Source organism: Flavobacterium hungaricum, assembly GCF_015182285.1.
Lineage (GTDB): Bacteria > Bacteroidota > Bacteroidia > Flavobacteriales > Flavobacteriaceae > Flavobacterium > Flavobacterium hungaricum.
This window is the reverse complement of sequence record NZ_PRDM01000003.1, coordinates 236689-257711: the sequence shown is the minus strand read 5'-3', so window position 1 is coordinate 257711 and position 21023 is coordinate 236689. Positions and strand designations below refer to the sequence as shown.

Annotated in this window: 10 protein-coding genes; 2 read left to right on the top strand and 8 right to left on the bottom strand. The window is 38.8% G+C overall.

The window, feature by feature from the left end; translation table 11 throughout:
* Positions 1-201: 201 nt before the first annotated feature.
* Positions 202-2343 carry a bifunctional aldolase/short-chain dehydrogenase gene (locus tag C4F50_RS14430; RefSeq protein ID WP_194139357.1) on the bottom strand — a complete coding sequence of 714 codons (2142 nt, stop codon included), beginning with the start codon at positions 2341-2343 and terminating at the stop codon, positions 202-204.
* 29 nt (positions 2344-2372) lie between these two features.
* A complete protein-coding gene (gene rhaT, locus C4F50_RS14425) occupies positions 2373-3422 on the bottom strand; it encodes an L-rhamnose/proton symporter RhaT (RefSeq protein WP_194139356.1) in 1050 nt (349 codons plus the stop codon).
* 388 nt (positions 3423-3810) lie between these two features.
* On the opposite strand from rhaT, the gene C4F50_RS14420 reads away from it, so the two are divergent.
* Positions 3811-4851 (top strand): GntR family transcriptional regulator, encoded by a 1041-nt coding sequence (locus C4F50_RS14420; protein ID WP_194139355.1) that lies wholly within the window; start codon positions 3811-3813, stop codon positions 4849-4851.
* A 1543-nt stretch (positions 4852-6394) separates the two neighbouring features.
* Here C4F50_RS14420 and C4F50_RS14415 read toward each other — a convergent pair.
* The 3 genes from C4F50_RS14415 to C4F50_RS14405 form a co-directional block, all read right to left on the bottom strand.
* Positions 6395-6571 (bottom strand): histone H1, encoded by a 177-nt coding sequence (locus tag C4F50_RS14415; RefSeq protein WP_026729959.1) that lies wholly within the window; start codon positions 6569-6571, stop codon positions 6395-6397.
* A 307-nt stretch (positions 6572-6878) separates the two neighbouring features.
* Positions 6879-8201, bottom strand: a complete 1323-nt coding sequence (locus C4F50_RS14410) for a rhamnogalacturonidase (protein WP_194139354.1) — start codon at positions 8199-8201, stop codon at positions 6879-6881.
* Between the two features lie 6 nt (positions 8202-8207).
* Positions 8208-15860 (bottom strand): DUF8202 domain-containing protein, encoded by a 7653-nt coding sequence (locus tag C4F50_RS14405; protein ID WP_194139353.1) that lies wholly within the window; start codon positions 15858-15860, stop codon positions 8208-8210.
* Between the two features lie 37 nt (positions 15861-15897).
* Between C4F50_RS14405 and C4F50_RS25650 the strand changes: the two genes are divergently transcribed.
* Positions 15898-16107 (top strand): hypothetical protein, encoded by a 210-nt coding sequence (locus tag C4F50_RS25650; protein WP_228012035.1) that lies wholly within the window; start codon positions 15898-15900, stop codon positions 16105-16107.
* Positions 16108-16514: 407 nt separating this feature from the next.
* Here C4F50_RS25650 and C4F50_RS14400 read toward each other — a convergent pair whose 3' ends face one another.
* The 3 genes from C4F50_RS14400 to pelA all read right to left on the bottom strand — a co-directional run bounded on the left by C4F50_RS14400 (position 16515) and on the right by pelA (position 21023).
* Positions 16515-17258 carry a rhamnogalacturonan acetylesterase gene (locus C4F50_RS14400; protein WP_194139352.1) on the bottom strand — a complete coding sequence of 248 codons (744 nt, stop codon included), beginning with the start codon at positions 17256-17258 and terminating at the stop codon, positions 16515-16517.
* A 187-nt stretch (positions 17259-17445) separates the two neighbouring features.
* Complete coding sequence (locus tag C4F50_RS14395; protein WP_194139351.1) at positions 17446-18798, bottom strand: glycoside hydrolase family 28 protein; 1353 nt, start codon at positions 18796-18798, stop codon at positions 17446-17448.
* 224 nt (positions 18799-19022) lie between these two features.
* Entirely contained in the window at positions 19023-21023 is a 2001-nt protein-coding gene (gene pelA, locus C4F50_RS14390) for a pectate lyase (RefSeq protein WP_194139350.1), read from the bottom strand.

Sequence of the window (21023 nt, the reverse complement as noted above, 5' to 3'; positions counted from 1 at the left end):
TAGCTGCGTTCTATGCGTTAAATACTTTTCAAAGTAAAATTTTATATCAACTAAACTCTTGTTATACTTCACTTTTTTTTTGTTTTTATACAGTTTAAAAGCGCTATGTCTAAAAAAATCTAACGTTCGAAATTATCGAACGCTAGACCACAAAAAACCACTTTTGCTTAAACAAACTTATATAAAAAACTTAAACATTCTTTATCTATAAAAGCCCATTGCTACGCCCCCGTCTACGTTTAAGGCATTTCCTGTAGATTTATTCAGGAAACCTCCAACAAACGCAAAACAAGCATTTGCGATATCATCAGGCAATATGATTTCATTTAATAACGTGCGTTTTGCATAATAAGCCGGAAGTTCTTCAACCGTTACTCCGTATGCTTTTGCACGACCTTCTGCCCATCCGCCAGACCAAATATTAGAGTCTGAGATTACTGCATCTGGATTTACTGTGTTTACACGAATTTTATCTGCTCCTAATTCGGCAGCCATTAAACGTGTAAGATGCGCCTGCGCTGCTTTTGCCGAACCATAACCAGGATTATTTGGACCCGCAACCACAGCATTTTTAGAAACGATATTTACAATATCTCCTCCAAAACCTTGTTTGCGCATTACTTCGATTCCGGCTTTAGAAACAATAAACTGTCCTTTTACCAAGATATCGTATAATCTGTCCCACTCTTCAAGAGTATGTTCTGCGATAGATTTAGAAATACTGATTCCAGCATTATTTACAATAATATCCACACCACCAAAAGCCAGAGAAGCTTCGTCTAATGCTTTTTCTGTACTTACTTCGTCTGTAACATTTAATAAAGTACTTGAAACAGCATCTTTACCAAACGCTTTTACAAACTCAGCAGATGCTCCTTCAAGGCGTTCTTCGTTAATATCATTAATGACTACACAAGCACCTTCCTGAGCGAATTTTTTAGCGATAGCTTTACCAATTCCGCCTGCAGAACCAGTAATTAGCGCTACTCTTCCAGACAATGCTTTTGGTTTTGGCATACGCTGTAATTTTGCTTCTTCTAACAACCAATATTCGATATCAAACGCTTCTTGGTGCGGTAAAGAAGTATATTCTGAAACGGCTTCAGCACCTTTCATTACGTTTACTGCATTGATATAATATTCAGAGGCTAAACGCGCCATTGTTTTATCTTTTGCAAAAGTGAACATACCCACTCCAGGATATAAAATTACCACAGGATTTGGATCACGCATTGCTGGTGAATTAGACTTTTTACAAGCGTTGTAATAGTCTTTGTACATCGCACGATAGGCTTCAAAAGCCGGCGCTAATTTTGCTTTAACAGCCTCTACGTCAGATAAATCTTCGTTTGGGTCTAATTCTAAAACCAGCGGACTGATTTTTGTTCTTAAAAAGTGATCCGGACAAGAAGTTCCTAATGGAGCTAATTTTGAAAGATCATTCGAATTAATGAATTCTAAAACTCTTGCATCATCGGTATAATGTCCGATCATCTGGCGCTCTGATGAACAGAAACCTCTTAAAATTGGAGCGACTTTTGCGGCTTTTAATTTACGGTCTGCTTCTGGAAGACTGTCGATTTTCTGACCTCCAAAAACGGGACGTTTTTTTCCGTAATTATCTTCTAAGTACGAAGCACATTTCTCGATTACTTCCAGCGTATTGATATAACTATCAAATGCAGTGTCTCCCCAAGTAAACAAACCATGAGACCCTAACATGATCCCGCGCAGTTTTTTACCGTTTTTTGCAGCTTCTTCAAGACAAGCTCTTAACTGAAGACCAAGGTCAAAACCGGGACGCTGCCAGCCTACCCAGCCGATTTCGCCGTTAAATAATTCTTCTGTGATTTTTTTTCCATCTTTTGCTGCAGCGATCGCAATTGCTGCATCTGGATGTAAATGATCGATATGTTTGAAAGGAAGAAAACCGTGTAAAGGCGTATCAATTGATGGTGCTTTTGAAGCCAAATCAAAAATACAGTGGTTGAATAATTCGACCATTTCATCTTCAAACTCGATTCCTCTGTAAACGTTTTCCAGATTACGAAGTCTGTCTAAATACAAAGCGGCACAACCTGATTTTGTTAATGTTCCGATATCTCCTCCAGAACCTTTAATCCACATTACTTCTGAAGATTCTCCTGTTAACGGATCTTTATCAGTAATTTTTACAGAAGTGTTACCGCCTCCGTAGTTGGTCAATCTTAAATCAGCTCCTAACAAGTTAGAACGATAAATAAAAAGCGCTACTTCATCTCCTGCCAGTGCTGCTGCCTTAGCTTCATCCCAAAGATAGCTTACGTGCTTAAAATTCATATTAATTGTGTTTGTATTCGACATATACTATTTGTATTATTTCTTGTATTTATTTATAATGAGTTACCAATTCCTACCAAAACGATTGCAAGCATAATCAGCCCAATCCCCCAGAAAAAAGTTCGTAATGTTTTTTTCGAAACTCCTTTCCATTCTTTCAAATAAAATCCCCAAAAGTTTGCTGTTAAAATGATGGTCGCCATGTGCAGAATCCAAGAACTGGCGCCATTTCCAAGTTTACTCTCTCCCATTCCGTAGAAGAAAAACTGTAAAAACCACATGGTTCCGGCAAGAGCAGAAAACAAAACATTTTTAGTGATCGGAGTAGTTTTATCTGTGTAATTTTTAATCGATTTATTTTTAAAATTCAAATAAAGACACCAAATAAAGTTGGTTGTCAAGCCGCCCCAAAGCAAAACAACATACGTTACATTGTTTTGAAATAACGGATTGGAACCGCTTAGTACCGCTTGCTCTGCCATTGATTTTCCTGCTTCGATTCCGTAATTAAAAAAGGAGCTTAAAATCCCAGAAATCACAGCGACAATCAACCCTTTTACCAAATTGAAATCTTTGTCTTTATCCTCATGCCCTGTTGCAAAATCTTTCTCTTTAAGCATTCCTGCTTTTCCAGAAATAGCAATTCCAATAAGATAGACCACCACTCCGAATAAAACGATCTGCCCGCCAGTATTAGAAAGCATGTGAGAAAACGAAACCTTACCTTCTGTTGGAACAAAATCATAATAAATTGAAGGCACTAAAGCGCCAAATGCAGAGCAGAATCCTAAAGTGATCGAATTCCCTAAAGACATTCCTAAGTAACGAACTCCCAAACCATAAGTCAATCCGCCAATTCCCCAGATTAATCCCATTGCATAAGTAAAGGCTTTAATGGATGGAGAAGCTGCAGCAATAATTTCGGCAAAATTCGGAATCGTTAAGTACGCTGCAATTGGGGGAACAATCAGCCAGGAGAAAAACCCTCCTACCAGCCAATAACTTTCCCAAGCCCAGTCTTTTACTTTCTTAAAAGGCATATAAAAACTACCTGAAGAAAAACCTCCGATAGAATGAAAAATAATTCCTAATAACGATTCCATTTAATAAATTTTAGTTTGTGTGGTTAGTTTGTCAGCAATTTGGTTTTGTAAAATAATAGAATGTAAAAAACAAAACTGTCCTGTACTATCCTTTATCGTTTTCGTATATTTTGTTAAATCTTACAGAATATTAGAAATAACCCGCTGTAATTATTGGTAAACTAAATAAAAAATGGCTATTTTAGCAATCGATTTCGCAATTATTGAATCCGCATTTTGAAGATAATTCATAAATCATAAAAAAAGTATTACAAGCCTTATAGAAAACCTCTTTTTTAGTGAATGTAAAAGTATCACGGCCGTAATCATTCCGATTGAGTGTTTTTTATTGACAAAGTTTTAATTAAAAATTCGTTTCGTTGAAATACGACACAAGTTTCCACTTATCATGATTAAACTTATTAAAATAGACGAAGATTCAAGAGTACCCAAATACAAACAAATTGTAGACTCTATTCTTCAAAACATCGCCAACGGAAATTTAAAGATCAACCAAAAAATTCCCTCAATTAATAGTTTTAGTGAAGAATTCTACATGTCTCGAGATACTGTAGAAAAGGCCTATAATATCCTTAAGGAACGCAAGATTATTTCTTCGATCAGGGGAAAAGGATACTATATTACCCGAACCAAGTTAGAATCTAAAGTCAATATTTTGTTTTTGACCAATAAACTGAGTTCGTATAAAATGAAAACTTACAGTTCATTTATCAATACTTTGGGAGCCAATGCCCATGTTGATCTGCAGATTTATCATTGCGACGAAACTTTGTTCCTCAACATCTTAGATAAGTTTGAAGGTGCTTATGATTACTATGTTATTACAACGCATTTTAAAACCGAAGAGCTGAAACACTTAAGTTTTACAGACGAAGTTGTGAGTGCCATTAGAAATATACCCGAAGATAAATTAGTCGTTCTGGATAATATTAAGTTAGGAACGGGCGGCGACGTAATTAAAATATATCAGGATTTTGAAAATGATATTTACAATGCCTTAAAAGAAGGTCTTTCTAAAGTGACCAAATACAAACGCCTGATTTTGGTTTATCCTGATAAGGCGGTTTATCCGTACCCGCGAAGAATACTTCACGGTTTTAGAAAATTCTGTGTGGAACACGAAATCAATTTTGAGATTTTGGGCGAAGTCTACGATGATATGATCTTAAAAAAGGGTGATTTATTTATTACAATCGAAGAGTCTGATCTGGTGAATTTAATGAAACAGATTCGCGATGAAGAATTTGTACTCGGAAAAGATATTGGCGTGATCTCTTATAATGATACGCCGCTAAAAGAATTGTTAGGTATTACGGTAATGTCAACTGACTTTAATGTAATGGGCGAAACGGCAGCCAGAATGATTTTGAATAAAGAAAAAGGACAGGTAAAAGTACCTTTTAATTTTATTGATCGAAATTCTATTTGAGGTTCTGAGGTTCTGAGGTGTTCAGGTGCAAAGGTACAAAGGTACAAAGGTTCTGAGGTTCTGAGGTTCTGAGGTTCTGAGGTTCTGAGGTTCTGAGGTTCTGAGGTGCCGCATAGGTCTTCGACTCCGCTCAGACTGACAGACGATAAAAACTTTGTGTCTTTGAGTCTTAGTGGCAAAAAAATATACTAAATAATTCGTGTAATTCGCTGCAGAAAAACTAACCGCATAGGTCTTCGACTCCGCTCAGACTGACAGACGTTTAAAAACTTTGTGTCTTTGAGTCTTCGCGGCAAAAAACTATGCTGAAAATTTGTGCAATTTGTGTAATTCGCGGCGGAAAAACCAACCGCATAGGTCTTCGACTCCGCTCAGACTGACAGACGTTAAAAACTTTGTGTCTTTGAGTCTTCGCGGCAAAAAAATATGCTAAAAAATTCGTGTAATTCGCGGCAGAAAAACTAACCGCATAGGTCTTCGACTCCGCTCAGACTGACAGACGATAAAAACTTTGTGTCTTTGAGTCTTAGTGGCAAAAAACTATCCTGAAAAATTCGTGTAATTCGCGGCAGAAAAACTAACCGCATAAGTCTTCGACTCCGTTCAGACTGACAAGCGGAAAAAACTTTGTGTATTTGAGTCTTAGTGGCAAAAAAATATACTAAAAAATTCGTGTAATTCGCGGCAGAAAAACTAACCGCATAGGTCTTCGACTCCGCTCAGACTGACAAGCGAAAAAAAACTTTGTGTCTTTGAGTCTTAGTGGCAAAAAACTATACTAAAGAATTCGTGTAATTCACGGCAGAAAAATCTATGCTAAAATTTTGTGTAATTTGTGTAATTCGTGGCGGAAAAACTAACCGCATAGGTCTTCGACTCCGCTCAGACTGACAGACGTTAAAAACTTTGTGTCTTTGAGTCTTCGTGGCGGAAAACTAACCGCATAGGTCTTCGACTCCGCTCAGACTGACAGACGTTTAAAAACTTTGTGCCTTTGAGTCTTAGTGGCAAAAAAATATACTAAAAAATTCGTGGAATTCGTGGCGGAAAAACCAACCGCACAGGTCTTCGACTCCGCTCAGACTGACAGACGTTTAAAAACTTTGTGTCTTTGAGTCTTCGCGGCAAAAAAATATACTAAATAATTCGTGTAATTCGTGGCAGAAAAACTAACCGCATAGGTCTTCGACTCCGCTCAGACTGACAGACGGTTAAAAACTTTGTGTCTTTGAGTCTGCGCGGCAAAAAAAATATACTAAAAAATTCGTGTAATTCACGGCGGAAAAACTAACCGCATAGGTCTTCGACTCCGCTCAGACTGACAGACGTTAAAAACTTTGTGTCTTTGAGTCTGCGCGGCAAAAAACTATGTTGGAAATTTGTGCAATTCGTGTAATTCGTGGCGGAAAAACTAACCGCATAGGTCTTCGACTCCGCTCAGACTGACAAACGGAAAAAACTTTGTGTCTTTGAGTCTTCGCGTCAAATTGAAATAAAAAAACCCCGCTTAGAGCGGGGTTTTTACTTTCCATAAAGGGAAGAATTATTTTTTTGATTCTTCGATAGAAACTTTTCTGAACTCTTTTAAAAGTTTTTCAATTTCTAAAGTAGCTTTACGTGCTCTTGGTCCTGCAGCTTTGATACCTTTTTCAGTTAAAGATTCAGCTTCTGCTTTAAATGTGTCAATTTCGGCGTTGATTTTTACTAATAAATCTTTCATGCTTATATATTGTTAAATTAAGCCACAAAAATAAAAGTTTGTGTGATAGTTACAACAAAAATGCTGTTAAATTTAATGCAGTTTTTCATTCATTTTATTTACAATAAATTGACCCTAAGTATTTAGCGAATCCCAGTAAACACAATCACTTAACAATCAAATACTTATTTCAAAAACAACAAATAACAACCGTTCTGATGCGCTGTGAATGAGTTTTTGCATATGTCAAAATTACTGACTCAAACGAATCAGATCTGTATGGTTTTCCTACATAAAAATGCCTCAATTTTGTCTTTAAGCACAAAAACTACTCTACAAGGGCTCCATTTAGAGTTACATTTTTAAAAATTATTCCTTTTATCAGGCTTTTATCCATCTTTGTTTTTTCAGATTCTACTATCAAATCTTCAAATCTAAAATTGCTCAATCGTACATTTGGGTCTTTTTCTATGCCATAAAAGTTTTTGCATTTTAGCGTACAATTCCTTAAAGTAATCTGGTCTGCGTAGGATAACGGAATGTCTTTACGGTCTTTTAAATCATAAAACTGACGCCAGGCAAATACGGCTATGCCCGTTTCTATTGTTCCTCTTATATTTTCCACCAAAATATATTCGTAAAGCTGTGGTGTATCGGGTCTCATTTTTAACCAAAGTAAACGGGAAGCGCCTTCAATTTTACTATTTCTAAAAATAATATTCCGATTGTGTAAAGCTTCACTTCCATTAGTCAAAGCCGAATGGCAGAAACCAAAAGTACAGTCTTCAATTATAATATTCTCATTAGGACCATTGTTTGTATCCTGATCTGCATAGGGTCCTTTGCCGCCTTTTAAAGCCACAGCATCGTCGTTTACCGACATATAACAGTCTTTAATTAAAACATTTTCGCAGACATCTAAATCTACAGCGTCTGTACTGGGCGCTTTTATCCCCAGATGCGGCGAAAAAATATACAATCCGATCAGTTTTATATTTTTACATTTATAGAAATGATTGGTCCAAAAACCAGAATTAATCAATTTTACATTCTCCAGCTGCACATTATTAGAATGCTGCACAAAAATCAATCTCGGACGGGAAACTTCCAGATTCGTACATTCAGGATTTTCACTGCGCCTTTTCCAAAACGCTTCCCAAAACTTTTTACCGTTTCCGTTTACAGTCCCGCCTCCCGAAATAGAAAAACCATCTACTCCGTAAGCATTTACCAGTGCGGGAAAGTAATCCAAATTCTGACCTTCCATCCGTGAAGGCCTTATAGGGTAATCCGCGATATTGTCAGATCCTTTTAGAACGCCTTCTTTTGCAATATACAAACAGGTTTTGGGACCAAAAAAGAGCGCGCCGCTTAGAAAAACACCTTTAGGAATCACGATTACTCCTCCTCCATTTCGGGATGCGTTATCAATTACAGATTGAATTGCTTGTGTCTGAACCCACGTACTGTCGATAACGACACCAAAGTCAGTAATCAAATACTGCTTTCCCAGATTTTGGAGTTCTAATTTTTTAGAATTAGTAAACCATTCCGAAATAGGTGTGCCATCCGGAAATGTTTTCTTTTCATTCTGCGAAAAAGAATCCTTTACCAAGCCTAGAAAGCATAACGTCAAGAGAAGTCGCAGCATCTTTTTTTATTTAATGTCCACTTTAATTTTAGCAGAAAGCTGTTTGGCCAGATTGGTCACATAGTTTGTAAAAAAAGCACTGTCCTTAAAACCTTTATCGGCACTAAGCTCCCAGGCGGCAATGGCATAATAACTTATTTTTTCATTATTTTCCAGCTTGAGTCTGGCTAAATAAGAATCTGTTAACTGCCCCGTTTTTGGTGCTTCAATATAACCTTGGTACTTATTTTTAGGAACCAGAATTGCTGTTCCCAAAATCCACTGGCGCTCGTAGGTCAGATAATCATGCTGTATCAGGCAGACCCAGTCGCCGGCTTCAATTACTTGCAGCGGATTTTTATTGTTCAAATTAGAAATTGCGGCTGCAAAAGTTTCTTTTCCTTTTAAGCCTTCAATCGAAACCGTATTTTTAAAACCGTACATTCCCGGCCAGATCGAAGTAGTTTCCTGTACTTGATACAAATTTCCTCCCGCTTTCCAGTTTTGATATTCATAACTTAAAACCGAATTTACCGGTCCTTCACTTACAATTTTAAAAATCGTTTTTTCGACATTATTTATAGTATCATTTCCTAATATTCCGAGTCTGTTTATCTTATCATCAATCAGCAGCGCATAACCGCCTAAGCCCGCAGAATTCCCGACAGGAAAAATATCCCTTCCCCAATCGTACATTACGTGGTAGTTGTCTTCTACCGCTCCTTTACTATTGATTCCAACATTCTCCGGTGTAATACCCGGTAATTTTTTTCCAAAAACATCTTTAGAATTTCTTCCGTCCAAATAATGTCTAAAACCCACTTTGTCATTTTCCCAAGTCGGTCCGTCGGTTTGATATTTTTGATATCCTAGTTTTTTATGTACTTGATTGGCCATCAAAACCTCTTGAGTATCAGGATGCACGGGCAGGTCTTTTGCTTCTCTCTTTCCAAACCTGACACTTGTCTTTATCGGAAATTTAGGATCTGTGTTTGAGGAGTGCAGCTCCAAACTTTTTTCTTCATTAGGCGTGATCGTTAATATTGCAGGCGTTACGGTCAAAGTTCCGTCTACATAATTGATGGTGTAATTGGTATTGACTGCTCCGCTGGCTGTTATGGGATACGTTCCTGCTGGACTTGTCGCATCGGCAGTTGTAGCAATCGTTGGCGCAGTAGTTAAACTCGCTTCCGTATCACCGTTGACAAATCCGCTGTAACTTGCCGTTAACGTCGGATTCGCTTCGCCGTAGACTTTCGTCTGGTTATCGGCCGTGATCGTTAAGATCGCAGGAGTTACCGTTAAAGTGCCGTCTACATAACTAATCGTGTAGTTTGATGAAACCGCTCCGCTGGCTGTAATCGGATACGTTCCTGCCGGACTTGTCCCATCGGCCGTTGTGGTAATTGTCGGAGGCGTAGTTAAACTCGCTTCGGTATCTCCGTTTACAAATCCGCTGTAACTCGCTGTTAAGGTCGGATTGGCTTCGCCGTAGACTTTCGTCTGATTATCGGCGGTGATCGTTAATATTGCAGGCGTTACGGTCAAAGTTCCGTCTACATAATTGATGGTGTAATTGGTATTGACTGCTCCGCTGGCTGTTATCGGATACGTTCCTGCTGGACTTGTAGTATCAGCAGTTGTCGTAATTGTCGGTGCAGTAGTTAAACTTGCTTCGGTATCTCCGTTTACAAAGCCGCTGTAACTTGCCGTTAACGTCGGATTGGCTTCGCCGTAGACTTTAGTCTGATTATCGGCGGTGATTGTTAAAGCAGCAGGGGTTACTGTGCTTAAAACCGTTGGCACATTTACATCTGCCGCGCCATCACTGGTTAACACTATATTTCCAGAATAATCTCCTACTGCATCTGTTTCTTTTAATCTTACATAAACTGGTACGTCTGTAATTGTGCTTGATCCTCCTATAGCAATGCTGACAGCGAAATTGATATTATCGCTGCTTACTTCAAATCCTGCAGGGGGCGAAATCACCACTCCTTCGAACATGTTGGTACCTGAAACGTTAAAAGTTGTAGAAGCAGAGGCTGTCCCGTAGGTTGTGGTTAAAGCAGACAAAGTCCCAGAAGTTGTGATAGTGGGTGGTGCTGTTCTGGTTACGGTTATTGTATACGTTCCTAAAGTTGTACCGTCCTGAGCGGTTACCACTGTAGTAATCACATTTGGGCCAACTGCTAAATTAATTGCGCTAGAAGCAGTCCCGCTCGTTACTGTTGTTCCGTTTACGGTTACCGTTGCATTAGAATCTGTCGTTGTTGGTGTTACGGTCAGACTTGTAACGGCATTAGCAACATTAGCGGTATAACTCGTTGTGCCTGTAGCAAAAACAGGTGTTAATGTTCCTTCACTAATACTTAAATTACTTAAAGTTGCATCATTGCTAAGAGTTGTCACTGCAGCAGGATTCCCTGCGGCTGGTGTGGTTAAGTATAACTCACTTCCTGCTGTTCCAGTATATTCAACCACCATTAACTGATAGGCTGTCGCTGGTGTCAAACCTGTTATATCTACAGTGGTTCCTGTTCCGTTATACACACAATACCAGCCTGATGTACCAATTTGCGCTCCTGTTCCAAAGGCTGTATCTGCCGTATAAGTGGTATTATTTACGGGAACTGGGCTGCCGCTTGCTCCTGCAAACATAAATACGGCTCTTGCTGTTCCGGTACCATTCGTCCAGCTCGCTGTGGTAGTTGTTCCTGTCGTATTGGTAAAAATAACATCCGTCGCCTGAACTGTCGGAGCCGCAAATGTCTGAAAAGTAAAGACTGCTCCTGTCGGCAGTGCTACACCATTAAAGGTAACTTTATTTGCGGTTAGAGATGCCGCTGGATATTTTACAACACTTCCTCCCGTAAAATCGCCCGTACCCGTTGGATCCACTAATAAAGCATAATCGCTAACACTTTGTGCAGTGTAAGTAAGTCCCGTTACATCATAGCTCAATGTTACGTTTCCGGGTGTACCGGTAGTTTGAGATTTCCAAAGTCTTTCTACTCTTTTTATAGGCAAACCTCCCGCAGCAGTTCCATTTATTTCTGTTAAAGGACCGGTATTATGCCCCACCATTAAAAATGAATTATTTGCTAAAGATGATGCATTACTGATTATAATATTTCCCTTTGCACTTTGTCCCGTACCCTCTCCACCGCCAGTATTCGAACTGTTGGATTGTATTTGCAGTAAGCCGGTAGTATCATCTTGTCCTATTCCGAATACATCATTATGATAGGCTGTATTAGCAGCCGCATCCCAAGTAATAGTACCGGAACTGTTAACATAACTGCCGATCTTATGAATACCGTATTTAAGTGCCAGATAACTTTCTATTTGGTTATGGCCGGCAAGAGAAGATTGATCTGCTTCATAAAAAATAACCTCGGCTATATCTCCATTTAAATAATCGTTAGCATTAAAGGTACTCTGACCTAATCGATAATAAGAAGCGTTGAATGCTGCTGCTGTATAGGCTGTACTAGTGAAAGAATTTCCATTTATTTCAGAAACCCATTGGTTATTCGTCTTAAAATGGGTAGACGCTATAACAGATGTACCTACAACAGGGCCTACAATGGGTCCTACTAAAGTATTTCTGTCACCTCTCATATTGTTCAGATTACGTCCTATCAAAGTAGCACCTGCCTGATTCTGCCAATCAGAGGTTGATGCATTCTGCGAAATCATAAAAATACGAGAAGATCCGCTGCTCAATGTAGAGTTCATTAAAAATACAGCGTAGACCGATATATTATTACTGGTTACTGCTGGAGATAAAGTTCCTCCTATTGCTGCAAAACTCGTATTGCTTGTTCCTGCAAAGCGGACTGTCGGATTAAAATTAAATGAATTTGACTGATAAGTAGGATTCAGTACGGTTTGTGAAAACATCGGAGTGGCGTAAACAGCATGATTACCGCCGCCGCTTAGATCATTCCATCCCGTTACGGCTGCGCCTTGAGTCGAAGGGCTAACATTCGAATTGGCTTTAAGCCATAATTTAAGATTGGCAGCAATCCCCCCCGGGCCTACAATGGCTGAAGTAGTTACTCCCGCAGGATTTCCTGTATCTGGTGTGGTTAAGTAAAGCTGACTTCCTGCTGCTCCCGTATATTCAACCACCATTAGCTGATAGGTCGTTGAGGGATTTAATCCCGTTACAATTGTTGTTGTTCCTGTACCATTATACACACAATACCAGCCTGTTGTTCCTATTTGCGTTCCTGTTCCAAAGACCGTATTTGCCGTATAAGTGGTATTATCTACCGGAACCGGACTGCCGCTTGTTCCGGCATACATAAATACGGTTCTTGCCGTTCCGTTACCATTGGTCCAGCTGGCTGTAGCGGTAGTTCCTGTCGTATTGGTAAAAGTAACATTTGTTGCCTGAACCGCAGGGGCTGCAAATGTCTGAAAAGTAAAGACCGCTCCTGTTGGCAGTGCTACAGCATTAAAGGTAACTTTATTTGCGGTTAGAGATGCAGCGTCATATTTTACCACACTTCCTCCGGTAAAATCGCCTGTACCTGTTGGATCCACTAATAGCTTATAATCGCTAAAACTTTGTGCGCTGTAACTAAGTCCCGTTACATCATAGCTCAATGTTACGTTTCCGGGTGTACCGGTAGTTTGAGATTTCCAAAGTCTCTCTACTCTTTTTATAGCAGCACCTCCCGCAGCAGTTCCATTTATTTCTGTTAACGGCCCCGTATTATGCCCCACAATTAAAAATGAATTATTTACTAAAGAAGATGGATTGCTGATTATAATATTTCCCTTTGCACTTTGTCCCGTACCATCTCCGCTGCCGGTATTGGTACTGTTAGAAATGGCTTGCAGCAAAATGGAATCATCATCCTGTGCTATTCCAAATACATCATTATGATAGGTGGTATTTACTGCAGCATCCCAAACTACAGTACCTGCGCTGTTAAGATAGTCACCAGTTTTATGAATACCATATTTAAGCGCCAGATAAGATTCTACACTGGCTGCCGCAGTACCTGAAATTAACGAAGGATATAAAATTATTTCTGCAATATTTCCTCTCCATATTTCTACTCCAGAATTTACAAAAGCGCCTATTCTCCCACTATTAGCAGTAATTAATGTATTATACGCAGCCTGAGTTGCAGTACCAATAGGAGCACCAGCATCAAAAAAAGATACTGTTGGCGAATTATAAGTAACTGCCCCTAATTTGGGTACATTGGCAGTCCAGAAATTAGCTGAAGATTGTGTATCAATACTAAACCCACTTAAAAACAAAGTCGTTGTGGCTGCTACTTTACCTACGTTAAAGGCTCTGCCTATGCTTCCTGAACCATAGCCATAAACCCAGCTGGCAGTAGGCTGCGTATTGCTAGAAGCTGCGACAACAAATATAGAACGTGCACTAGTACCCGCAGGTAAATTGTTTACTGGTGCATTTAAATAGTTGGTGCCCGAGAAAGTAAGAGACTGATTAAAATTGATGCTGTTAGTCGTGTAAGCGGGCTGCGCGGCAGCAGTTGCTTGTATGGCATTATTAGCATTGCCGCTAGAATCATTCCATTGTGATACATTCGTAGTATTCAGAGTGATTCCTTCATTTGCTTTATACCATATTACTTCACCCGATACACCTCCAGGCGCAATCAGGTTAGCTCTAGATATTGTAGTTGTGTAAGTTTGTGTTGTTACGCCGTCTTGAGCCGTTACAACTGTGGTAATCACATTGGGGCCAACTGCTAAATTAATTGCTCCCGAGGCACTGCCACTCGTCACTGCTTGACCGTTTACCATTACCGTTGCGCCGGCGTTTGCGGTAGTAGGTGTAACTGTAAGACTTGTCACGGCGTTCGTTACGGTTGCGGTGTAAGAAGTAGTACCGCTTGCAAAAACAGGATTGAGCGTGCCCTGACTTATACTGAAATTACTTAAGGTGGCATCGGTACTCAAAGTAGTTACTCCCGCAGGATTTCCTGTACCCGCTGTAGTTAAATACGTCTCGTAACCTGCTGCTCCCGTATATTCCAACGCCATCAACTGATAAGTGGTGAGGGGAGTCAAACCTGTTATGTTTACAGTCGTTCCCGTACCGTTATAAACACAATACCAGCCTGTAGTTCCTATTTGCGTTCCTGTTCCAAAGACCGTATTTGCAGTATAAGTGGTATTATTTACCGGAACCGGACTGCCGCTTGCTCCAGCATATAGAAATACGGCTCTTGACGAGCCATTTCCGTTTGTCCAGCTGGCTGTAGTAGTTGTTCCTGTGGTATTGGTAAAACTAACATTTGTCGCCTGAACGGTAGGAGCTGCTAATGTTTGGAAAGTAAATAAAGCACCTGTTGGCAGGTCTACGGTATTAAAAGTAACTTTATTATTTATAATGGAAGCTGCTGTGTATTTTATCACACTTCCTGAGGTAAAATCGCCGGCACCAGTAGGATCTACCAAAAGTACATAATCGCTTGCACTCTGCCCGGAGTATGTGAGTCCTGTTATATCGTAACTTAAGGTTATGGTGCCGGGCGTACCGGTAGTTTGGGCTTTCCAGACTCTCTGCACTCTTTTTGTGGTGGTGCCTCCAAACACAACGTCTGTTTCTGTAAGGGCACCGCCATCATTACCAATCATTAAAAAGGTATTGTCGTTAGTTAATGACGAAGGATTACTGATTACAATATTTCCTTTTCCGGATTGCCCCGTACCATCACCACTGCCAGAATTGGCACTATTGGCCTGTACCTGCAGCAAACCGCTGCCATCATCGCGCCCGATCCCACATACATCAAGGCGATAGTTATAGTTAGTCGTTCCAGTCCATATAGTTGTACCCGAACTATTTACATAGCTGCCTTGTTTTTGGATGCCATATTTCAGCCCAAGGTAACTTTGTATTTGTTCTAAATTGCCTGCTTGATCTGCATCGTATACAATCACTTCTGCAACATCCCCATTCAGCCAATCGTTGTTTCCTAACGTACCCAGACCCAGACGGTAATAACCCGCATTAAAGGCGCTGGCTGTATAAGCCGTTTGTGGCGCAGGAGATCCATTTAAGGAAAAACTCCATACATTATTAACACTTCTAAAACTGGAACTTATAAAAACGGGGTTATCCAAAACAGGACCTACCGAAGGTGCTTGTACATTATTTCTTGAACCAGTTATGTTTGAACCGGTACGGTTGAATAAACTGGCACCATTTTGAGTTCCTAATTCAGATGTTGCTTCGTTTTCAGCGACTATCAGTACACGGCCTGACGGGCTGGTGGCACTTTTCATTAGAAAAACCGCAAAATAAGAGATATTGTCGCTTGTTAATGCCGGAGATAAAGTGCCTCCTAAGGCAGCAAAATTGGTATTACTTGATCCTTCAAACCGAACTGTCGGGTTAAAATTAATCCCATTTACCTGATACGTTGGGTTTATTGCCGCAGGAGTTACTGTTGGAACTGACGCATTGTTATTGCCCCCGCTTTGATCATTCCATGCCGTTACAGCGGCGCCTTGTACAGCAGGCGTAACACCTGAATCTGCTTTGAGCCATAATTTAAGATTAGCGGTAATCGCCCCTGGAGCTTCTTGGGCATTACTATTTTGAGAAACCAGCAGTACTAACAGCCAGAAAAACAGAAATGATATTTTCTTAAATGGAAAAGTAAATGTTCTATTCATACTAAATAGTTTTAAATGTTGAATCAAAAAAAACAAGGTGTATAAAAAAATAGAGGCTTATAAAACTTATCGCGAGGGTTTAAGAGCAAAAAAAAGCGCTGCTTTGTTATTTAGACTATCAGAAAATTGGAGATCGGGATACCAGTATGTTTTAAATACCTTTTATACAAAAAGTATCAATAGTTATGGAGCTGATTATGATTGTGGAGTATACTATAAAGAACACGAAAAAAGAGAAAAAGAATAAAATCTTACAAGACAGAAACTAAAACACTGATTATCAAAACATAAAATTATATCAAATATTCAGATTCAATCCAAATTGAGCGCTTTAAGTTGTTTCAAATTATAAAATGAAACAATTTTTTGTGTTTCATTTTCTTTAAAAACAGCTTTGGATAACGGTATGGAAACGCAAAAAAAAAGAGGAACCGTTACGTTCCTCTTTTTAAATCATAAAAATGTAAAATAAATCAATCCTGAGAATTTCACAACCAGCTTGCTGTTTACAAGAATAAATATCAAAGTATTAAAACAAGTACATCCCCCTAAAAAGTCTTAAAATGGCATTTTAAGATCTATTTTTACATTATACACTTTACATTTTACATTTTACATTTTACATTCTACATTTTACATCCTACATTTTACATTCTACTTAATCCCTTTTTTTAGTTTTTCTAAAGAAGCATCTTCTAAAAGTTTGATCTGATTTACAACAAGTTGCGCAATAGTTGTTGCTCCTAATAAGGAAAGATGCGTATCATCTGCTTTGTCTTTATCATAATAAGGATTCTCTCCTGCTTTAAAATGCAAATGCAGTTGTTTTGACTGCTCTGGTCCGTAGGATTGTTCCAGTAATTCTGTATAATATTCCAAGTCGATAAAAGGAACTTTATATTCTTGTGACACTAAACGGGTTTCTAACGGATAATCTCCATGAGTAGGAATCAATACGCCTTTTTCATTAAAATTACGTCTTGCGATCGATGTCAATAAAACCGGAATTGCACCTTTTGCTCTGCTCTCCTTTACAAACTTTATTAAATTATACCGATAAGCGGTATGCGGATTGGTATAACGTGTAGAATCTTCTATTTTTTCATCATTATGTCCAAATTCGATAAAAACGTAATCGCCTTTTTTCAGCTTTTTATAAATCGAATCCCATCTTTTTTCATTGATAAAACTTTTGGTGCTTCTGCCGTTTACTGCTTTGTTCACCACTACAATATCCTCTTTAAAAAAAGGCTGCAGCACCTGCGCCCATCCATGCTCCGGATTGCGGTCAGCATCTTTTTTGTTCGCCATTGTAGAATCGCCAATCGTGTATAAAGTCGTTTTCTGAGCAAAACAAACGGTAGAAATTAGAAATGTCAGGAAGATGTATTTTTTCATTTTTATATTTTTTATTTAACCGCGAAGCACGCAGTGTTTTTTTGTTTGTTGTTTTAATCCAATAGGTTCTAGAGACACACTGCGACCAGCCTCTACAATGACAAGACTCCAACAAAACCCTCAGAACCTGTACCTTTGTACCTTTGTACCTCTGAACCTCAGCACCTCAGCACCTTTAAAAAAAAACCTATTTAGCCGCCGTAGGCACAGTCGCTCTTTTACCAATAAAAACATCGGTCATTAAAACATTTGCTGCATTTTCATTGGACAAGGCATTTTTAGCCTCTTTAATTTCGATATTGTTTAAAGATATGTTTCGGATCTTTTTATCCGGAAATCCCTGAATGACAATTCCGGATTCTGATGCTTTATTGCAGGTAATATTTGAAAAATGAATGTTTGAAATATCAGATTGATATCCCTTTCCTTCTCCATGATAATTGGCCGTCATGTAAATACAGTCCTCTACCTCATCGAGCTGTATGTTTTGAACATACACATTTTTGATAAAACCTCCTCTGTCGGCATTGGTTTTCAAATAAATGCCTCTTTTTAAATAACCGATTGTTTTGCAGTTTTCTACAAATACATTTTGCACTCCAGCCGACATTTCACTGCCAATAACCACACCGTGAAGTCCTTTAAAATTACAGTTTCTAATCACGATGTTTTCACTTGGCGTTGCCGTATTTGCCCTGCCTTCGTGGTCACGGCCGGCTTTTATGGCTACGTTATCATCTCCGTTGTCAAAGTTTACCTTTTCTATTAAAACGTCTTTGGCGTACTCCGGATCAATTCCGTCATTATTGTGATTTAGCGATTTGTAGCTGATCCCGCGAATGGTTATACTTTGTGATTTTAAAAGATGGAGGCACCAGAAAGGCGAGTTTTCGATTCTAATATTTTCTACTAAAATATTTTTACTATTGAGAAACTGAATCATCTGAGGTCTTAAAAAATAACCCTCTCCAAATTTTCTGTTTTCAACAGGCACATTGGTATGATTCATTTCACGGCTTAATTCTTTGCCTTTTCCTTCTTTTGCTTTAAAGGTTTTCCAGGTTTTTCCTCCTTCACCGTCAAGAGTTCCTTCTCCAGAAATTGCGATATTGGTACAATTGGCAGCGTAAATAAGCGGACTGTAATTGTAGAGCATTGTTCCTTCCCAGCTGGTTAAAACCATCGGAAGATAATCTTTTGGATTGTCACTGAATTTAATTTTCGCCCCTTTCTCAATCTTTAAATTGACATTGCTTACAAAATGAATGGGACCGTTTATCTTGTAAATTCCCTTGGGTACGATAATAGTGCCGCCTTTTTTCTTTTGGCACAATGCCATGGCTTTGTCAAAAAACTTTTTATTATCGGTAACAGAGTCTCCTTTTGCCCCTAATTGAGTAATGTTTATTTGATACGAAGGAATTACAGGAAGCTGTATATTTTTAATAATCGAATCCGCTTTAGCTGTCGGAAATAAATTGTCCTGCGCAAAAGCGGCACTAGAAATTAAAACTAAAACCAAGTATTTAAGATTCCTCATTTGTTTGTTTATTTAATAGCATGATCTAAATTATCGCTGTTTTTGGACTAAAAAAAATCATAAACTTATTTTAAGACGTTTTAACCGGTTATTTATACCTCAATGGCACAAGATACCGATTTTTACTTTAAAATTATTCAGATTTAATTTACAGAAGTCAATTACAAAAGTTTTTAACTATCTGAAATATTCTTACAATAAATACAATCTATTATAATGAAAATCTATTTTAAAAACCAATTGTCTGTTTTATCTTTTAAAATAACAGCGTTTGTAAATGATGCCGCTTGTTTTTTAGAAAGCTGGTGCGACCATTTTACTCTTTTGGAGACAGCAGCGCCTTCTCCGGTATTGTTGTATTCTGCATAAAACGATTTTTTCTCTGCTTCTGGTTTCGACCAGTTTTCCCAGCCTTCCGATTTAATATGTTTACCCATTTCGCAGTTTAAGAAAATGGTTTTCGCATAAATACGCCAAGGCCTTCCGAGATACACTTCTTTTGCTTCTGGACTGGCCGTAAGTTTACAATCTTTAAAAACAAAACCAAAAGCGGTTCCTTCTGGAGTGGAAGCTGCTGTGATATACGAACTTTTAATACTGTGAATCACGCAGTTTTCAAACAATGCTGTCGCGCTTCCAAAGATAAAATCGGTTGTACCTTCTATGTAACAGTCTTTAAAATAATGTTTTGCTTCTTTACCCGATACATACAAAGTATCCTGATTTCCTAAAAGGTTACAATTTGAAACTTTAACCCTATTGCCCGTTACAGATAATGCAATGCCCTGACCGTGATCGCCCGAAGCATTTTTTATGGTGAGATTGGATACCAGACAGTCTTCTCCCTCTACTAATAAAGTGTAAGTATAAAAAGTACTGTTTCTTCCTAAAGCGATTTTAGAAAAATTATCATCAAAGGTAATGATGGTATTTTCTTTACTCTCTCCCTTCAAAATGACATTGGTATTCCATTCTGGAATTCTCACCTTTTCATTATAAATTCCGTTTTTTACGAATATGGTTACCGTTTCGTACGGAAATGCCGGACAGGCATAAACTGCGTCTTGAATTTTAGTAAAATCGCCAGAGCCGTCTTGCGCTACAGTAATCAAAGAAACATTCTTTTTTACCGCTGCTCCTACTTTTGTTCCGTTTTTGACTGCCCAGTCTGGAAATTTTTTCAATACTTCTTTTGCGGCATCAGAATACCAGGAATAACCGTTTCTTCTTTCTGCGCCAATTTGATCTATAGACGTCTTTCTGATTCCGTCTCGATCGCAGAAAAAAGGTTCGTTGGTTTCTAAATCCATAAATCGCGCCCAGATCGGCGGTGCATTTACTGCTGGAACCATTTTTTTATCGATAATTTTCCCAGCGTCATTCAGTACTCTTTCTTCTTCCAGAGTCGTAATTTTTGTTTTTTCAAACCAAGCTGCCGCATTTTTTACTGCCGTTACAATCGCTGCTGAAGGTTTTTCTATCGACATCAGCAGCAGTGTAATTTTTACCGATTCGTAACCACTCAGCGAAGCCAGTTCAAAAGCACGTGCGTTTGCCGGCAGCATCGTAACTTCATCATGCTGTGCGCACCACGCTGTTAAAACTCCGTTTTGTTTGTATTGCGTTTTTAAGATACAGTCTATTCCTTTATCAAAGGACTTTTTACATTTTTCGACTATATCATTAGACGGTTTGATACTATAATAATTGGTTTGGTCTGCGATATTTCTAATGACATTCAGAATGTTTACCATCGAATCATCATTGTAAGTAATGTGGGTATAATATCCTTTTTTTAACGGATAAAACTGCGGCCAGCCTCCGTTGGCATACTGCGCTTCTAAAAGATAATTTAAACCTCTTAAAAATGATTCTTTGTAACGTTCGTCTTGGGTCTGTGCAAACATTTTTGACATAAAAAGCATTTCCTGAGTGGTTGCGCCGTTGTCTGTGGTCGTTTCTACTCCCGTCTTTTTAAGCGTCAGTAAATCCCGCTTTTGTTTTTCGGTCAGTTCCTGCTGCATCTGGATGTTTTTTGGCCAGCCGCCAATATCTCTTTGGTACAACAAAACATTCTCTGCCACTTTTTTTGCTTCAGCTGTACCAAACCATGCAGGTTCGCTTTTGCGAATAATTTCTGACCAGTTTTTGTAGGGCTGCTGCGCCTGCAAGCTCCAGCTTAAACTGCAAAAAACGAGTAAAATGTATTTCTGAATGCCTTTCAT

Bases quoted from the DNA above. Each gene is read 5' to 3' on its own strand.
- rhaT (WP_194139356.1), bottom strand. From the start codon at position 3,422: ATGGAATCGTTATTAGGAATTATTTTTCATTCTATCGGAGGTTTTTCT.
- C4F50_RS14400 (WP_194139352.1), bottom strand. From the start codon at position 17,258: ATGAAAAAATACATCTTCCTGACATTTCTAATTTCTACCGTTTGTTTT.
- pelA (WP_194139350.1), bottom strand. From the start codon at position 21,023: ATGAAAGGCATTCAGAAATACATTTTACTCGTTTTTTGCAGTTTAAGC.
- C4F50_RS14430 (WP_194139357.1), bottom strand. From the start codon at position 2,343: ATGTCGAATACAAACACAATTAATATGAATTTTAAGCACGTAAGCTAT.
- C4F50_RS14415 (WP_026729959.1), bottom strand. From the start codon at position 6,571: ATGAAAGATTTATTAGTAAAAATCAACGCCGAAATTGACACATTTAAA.
- C4F50_RS14395 (WP_194139351.1), bottom strand. From the start codon at position 18,798: ATGAGGAATCTTAAATACTTGGTTTTAGTTTTAATTTCTAGTGCCGCT.
- C4F50_RS14405 (WP_194139353.1), bottom strand. From the start codon at position 15,860: ATGAATAGAACATTTACTTTTCCATTTAAGAAAATATCATTTCTGTTT.
- C4F50_RS14410 (WP_194139354.1), bottom strand. From the start codon at position 8,201: ATGCTGCGACTTCTCTTGACGTTATGCTTTCTAGGCTTGGTAAAGGAT.
- C4F50_RS14420 (WP_194139355.1), top strand. From the start codon at position 3,811: ATGATTAAACTTATTAAAATAGACGAAGATTCAAGAGTACCCAAATAC.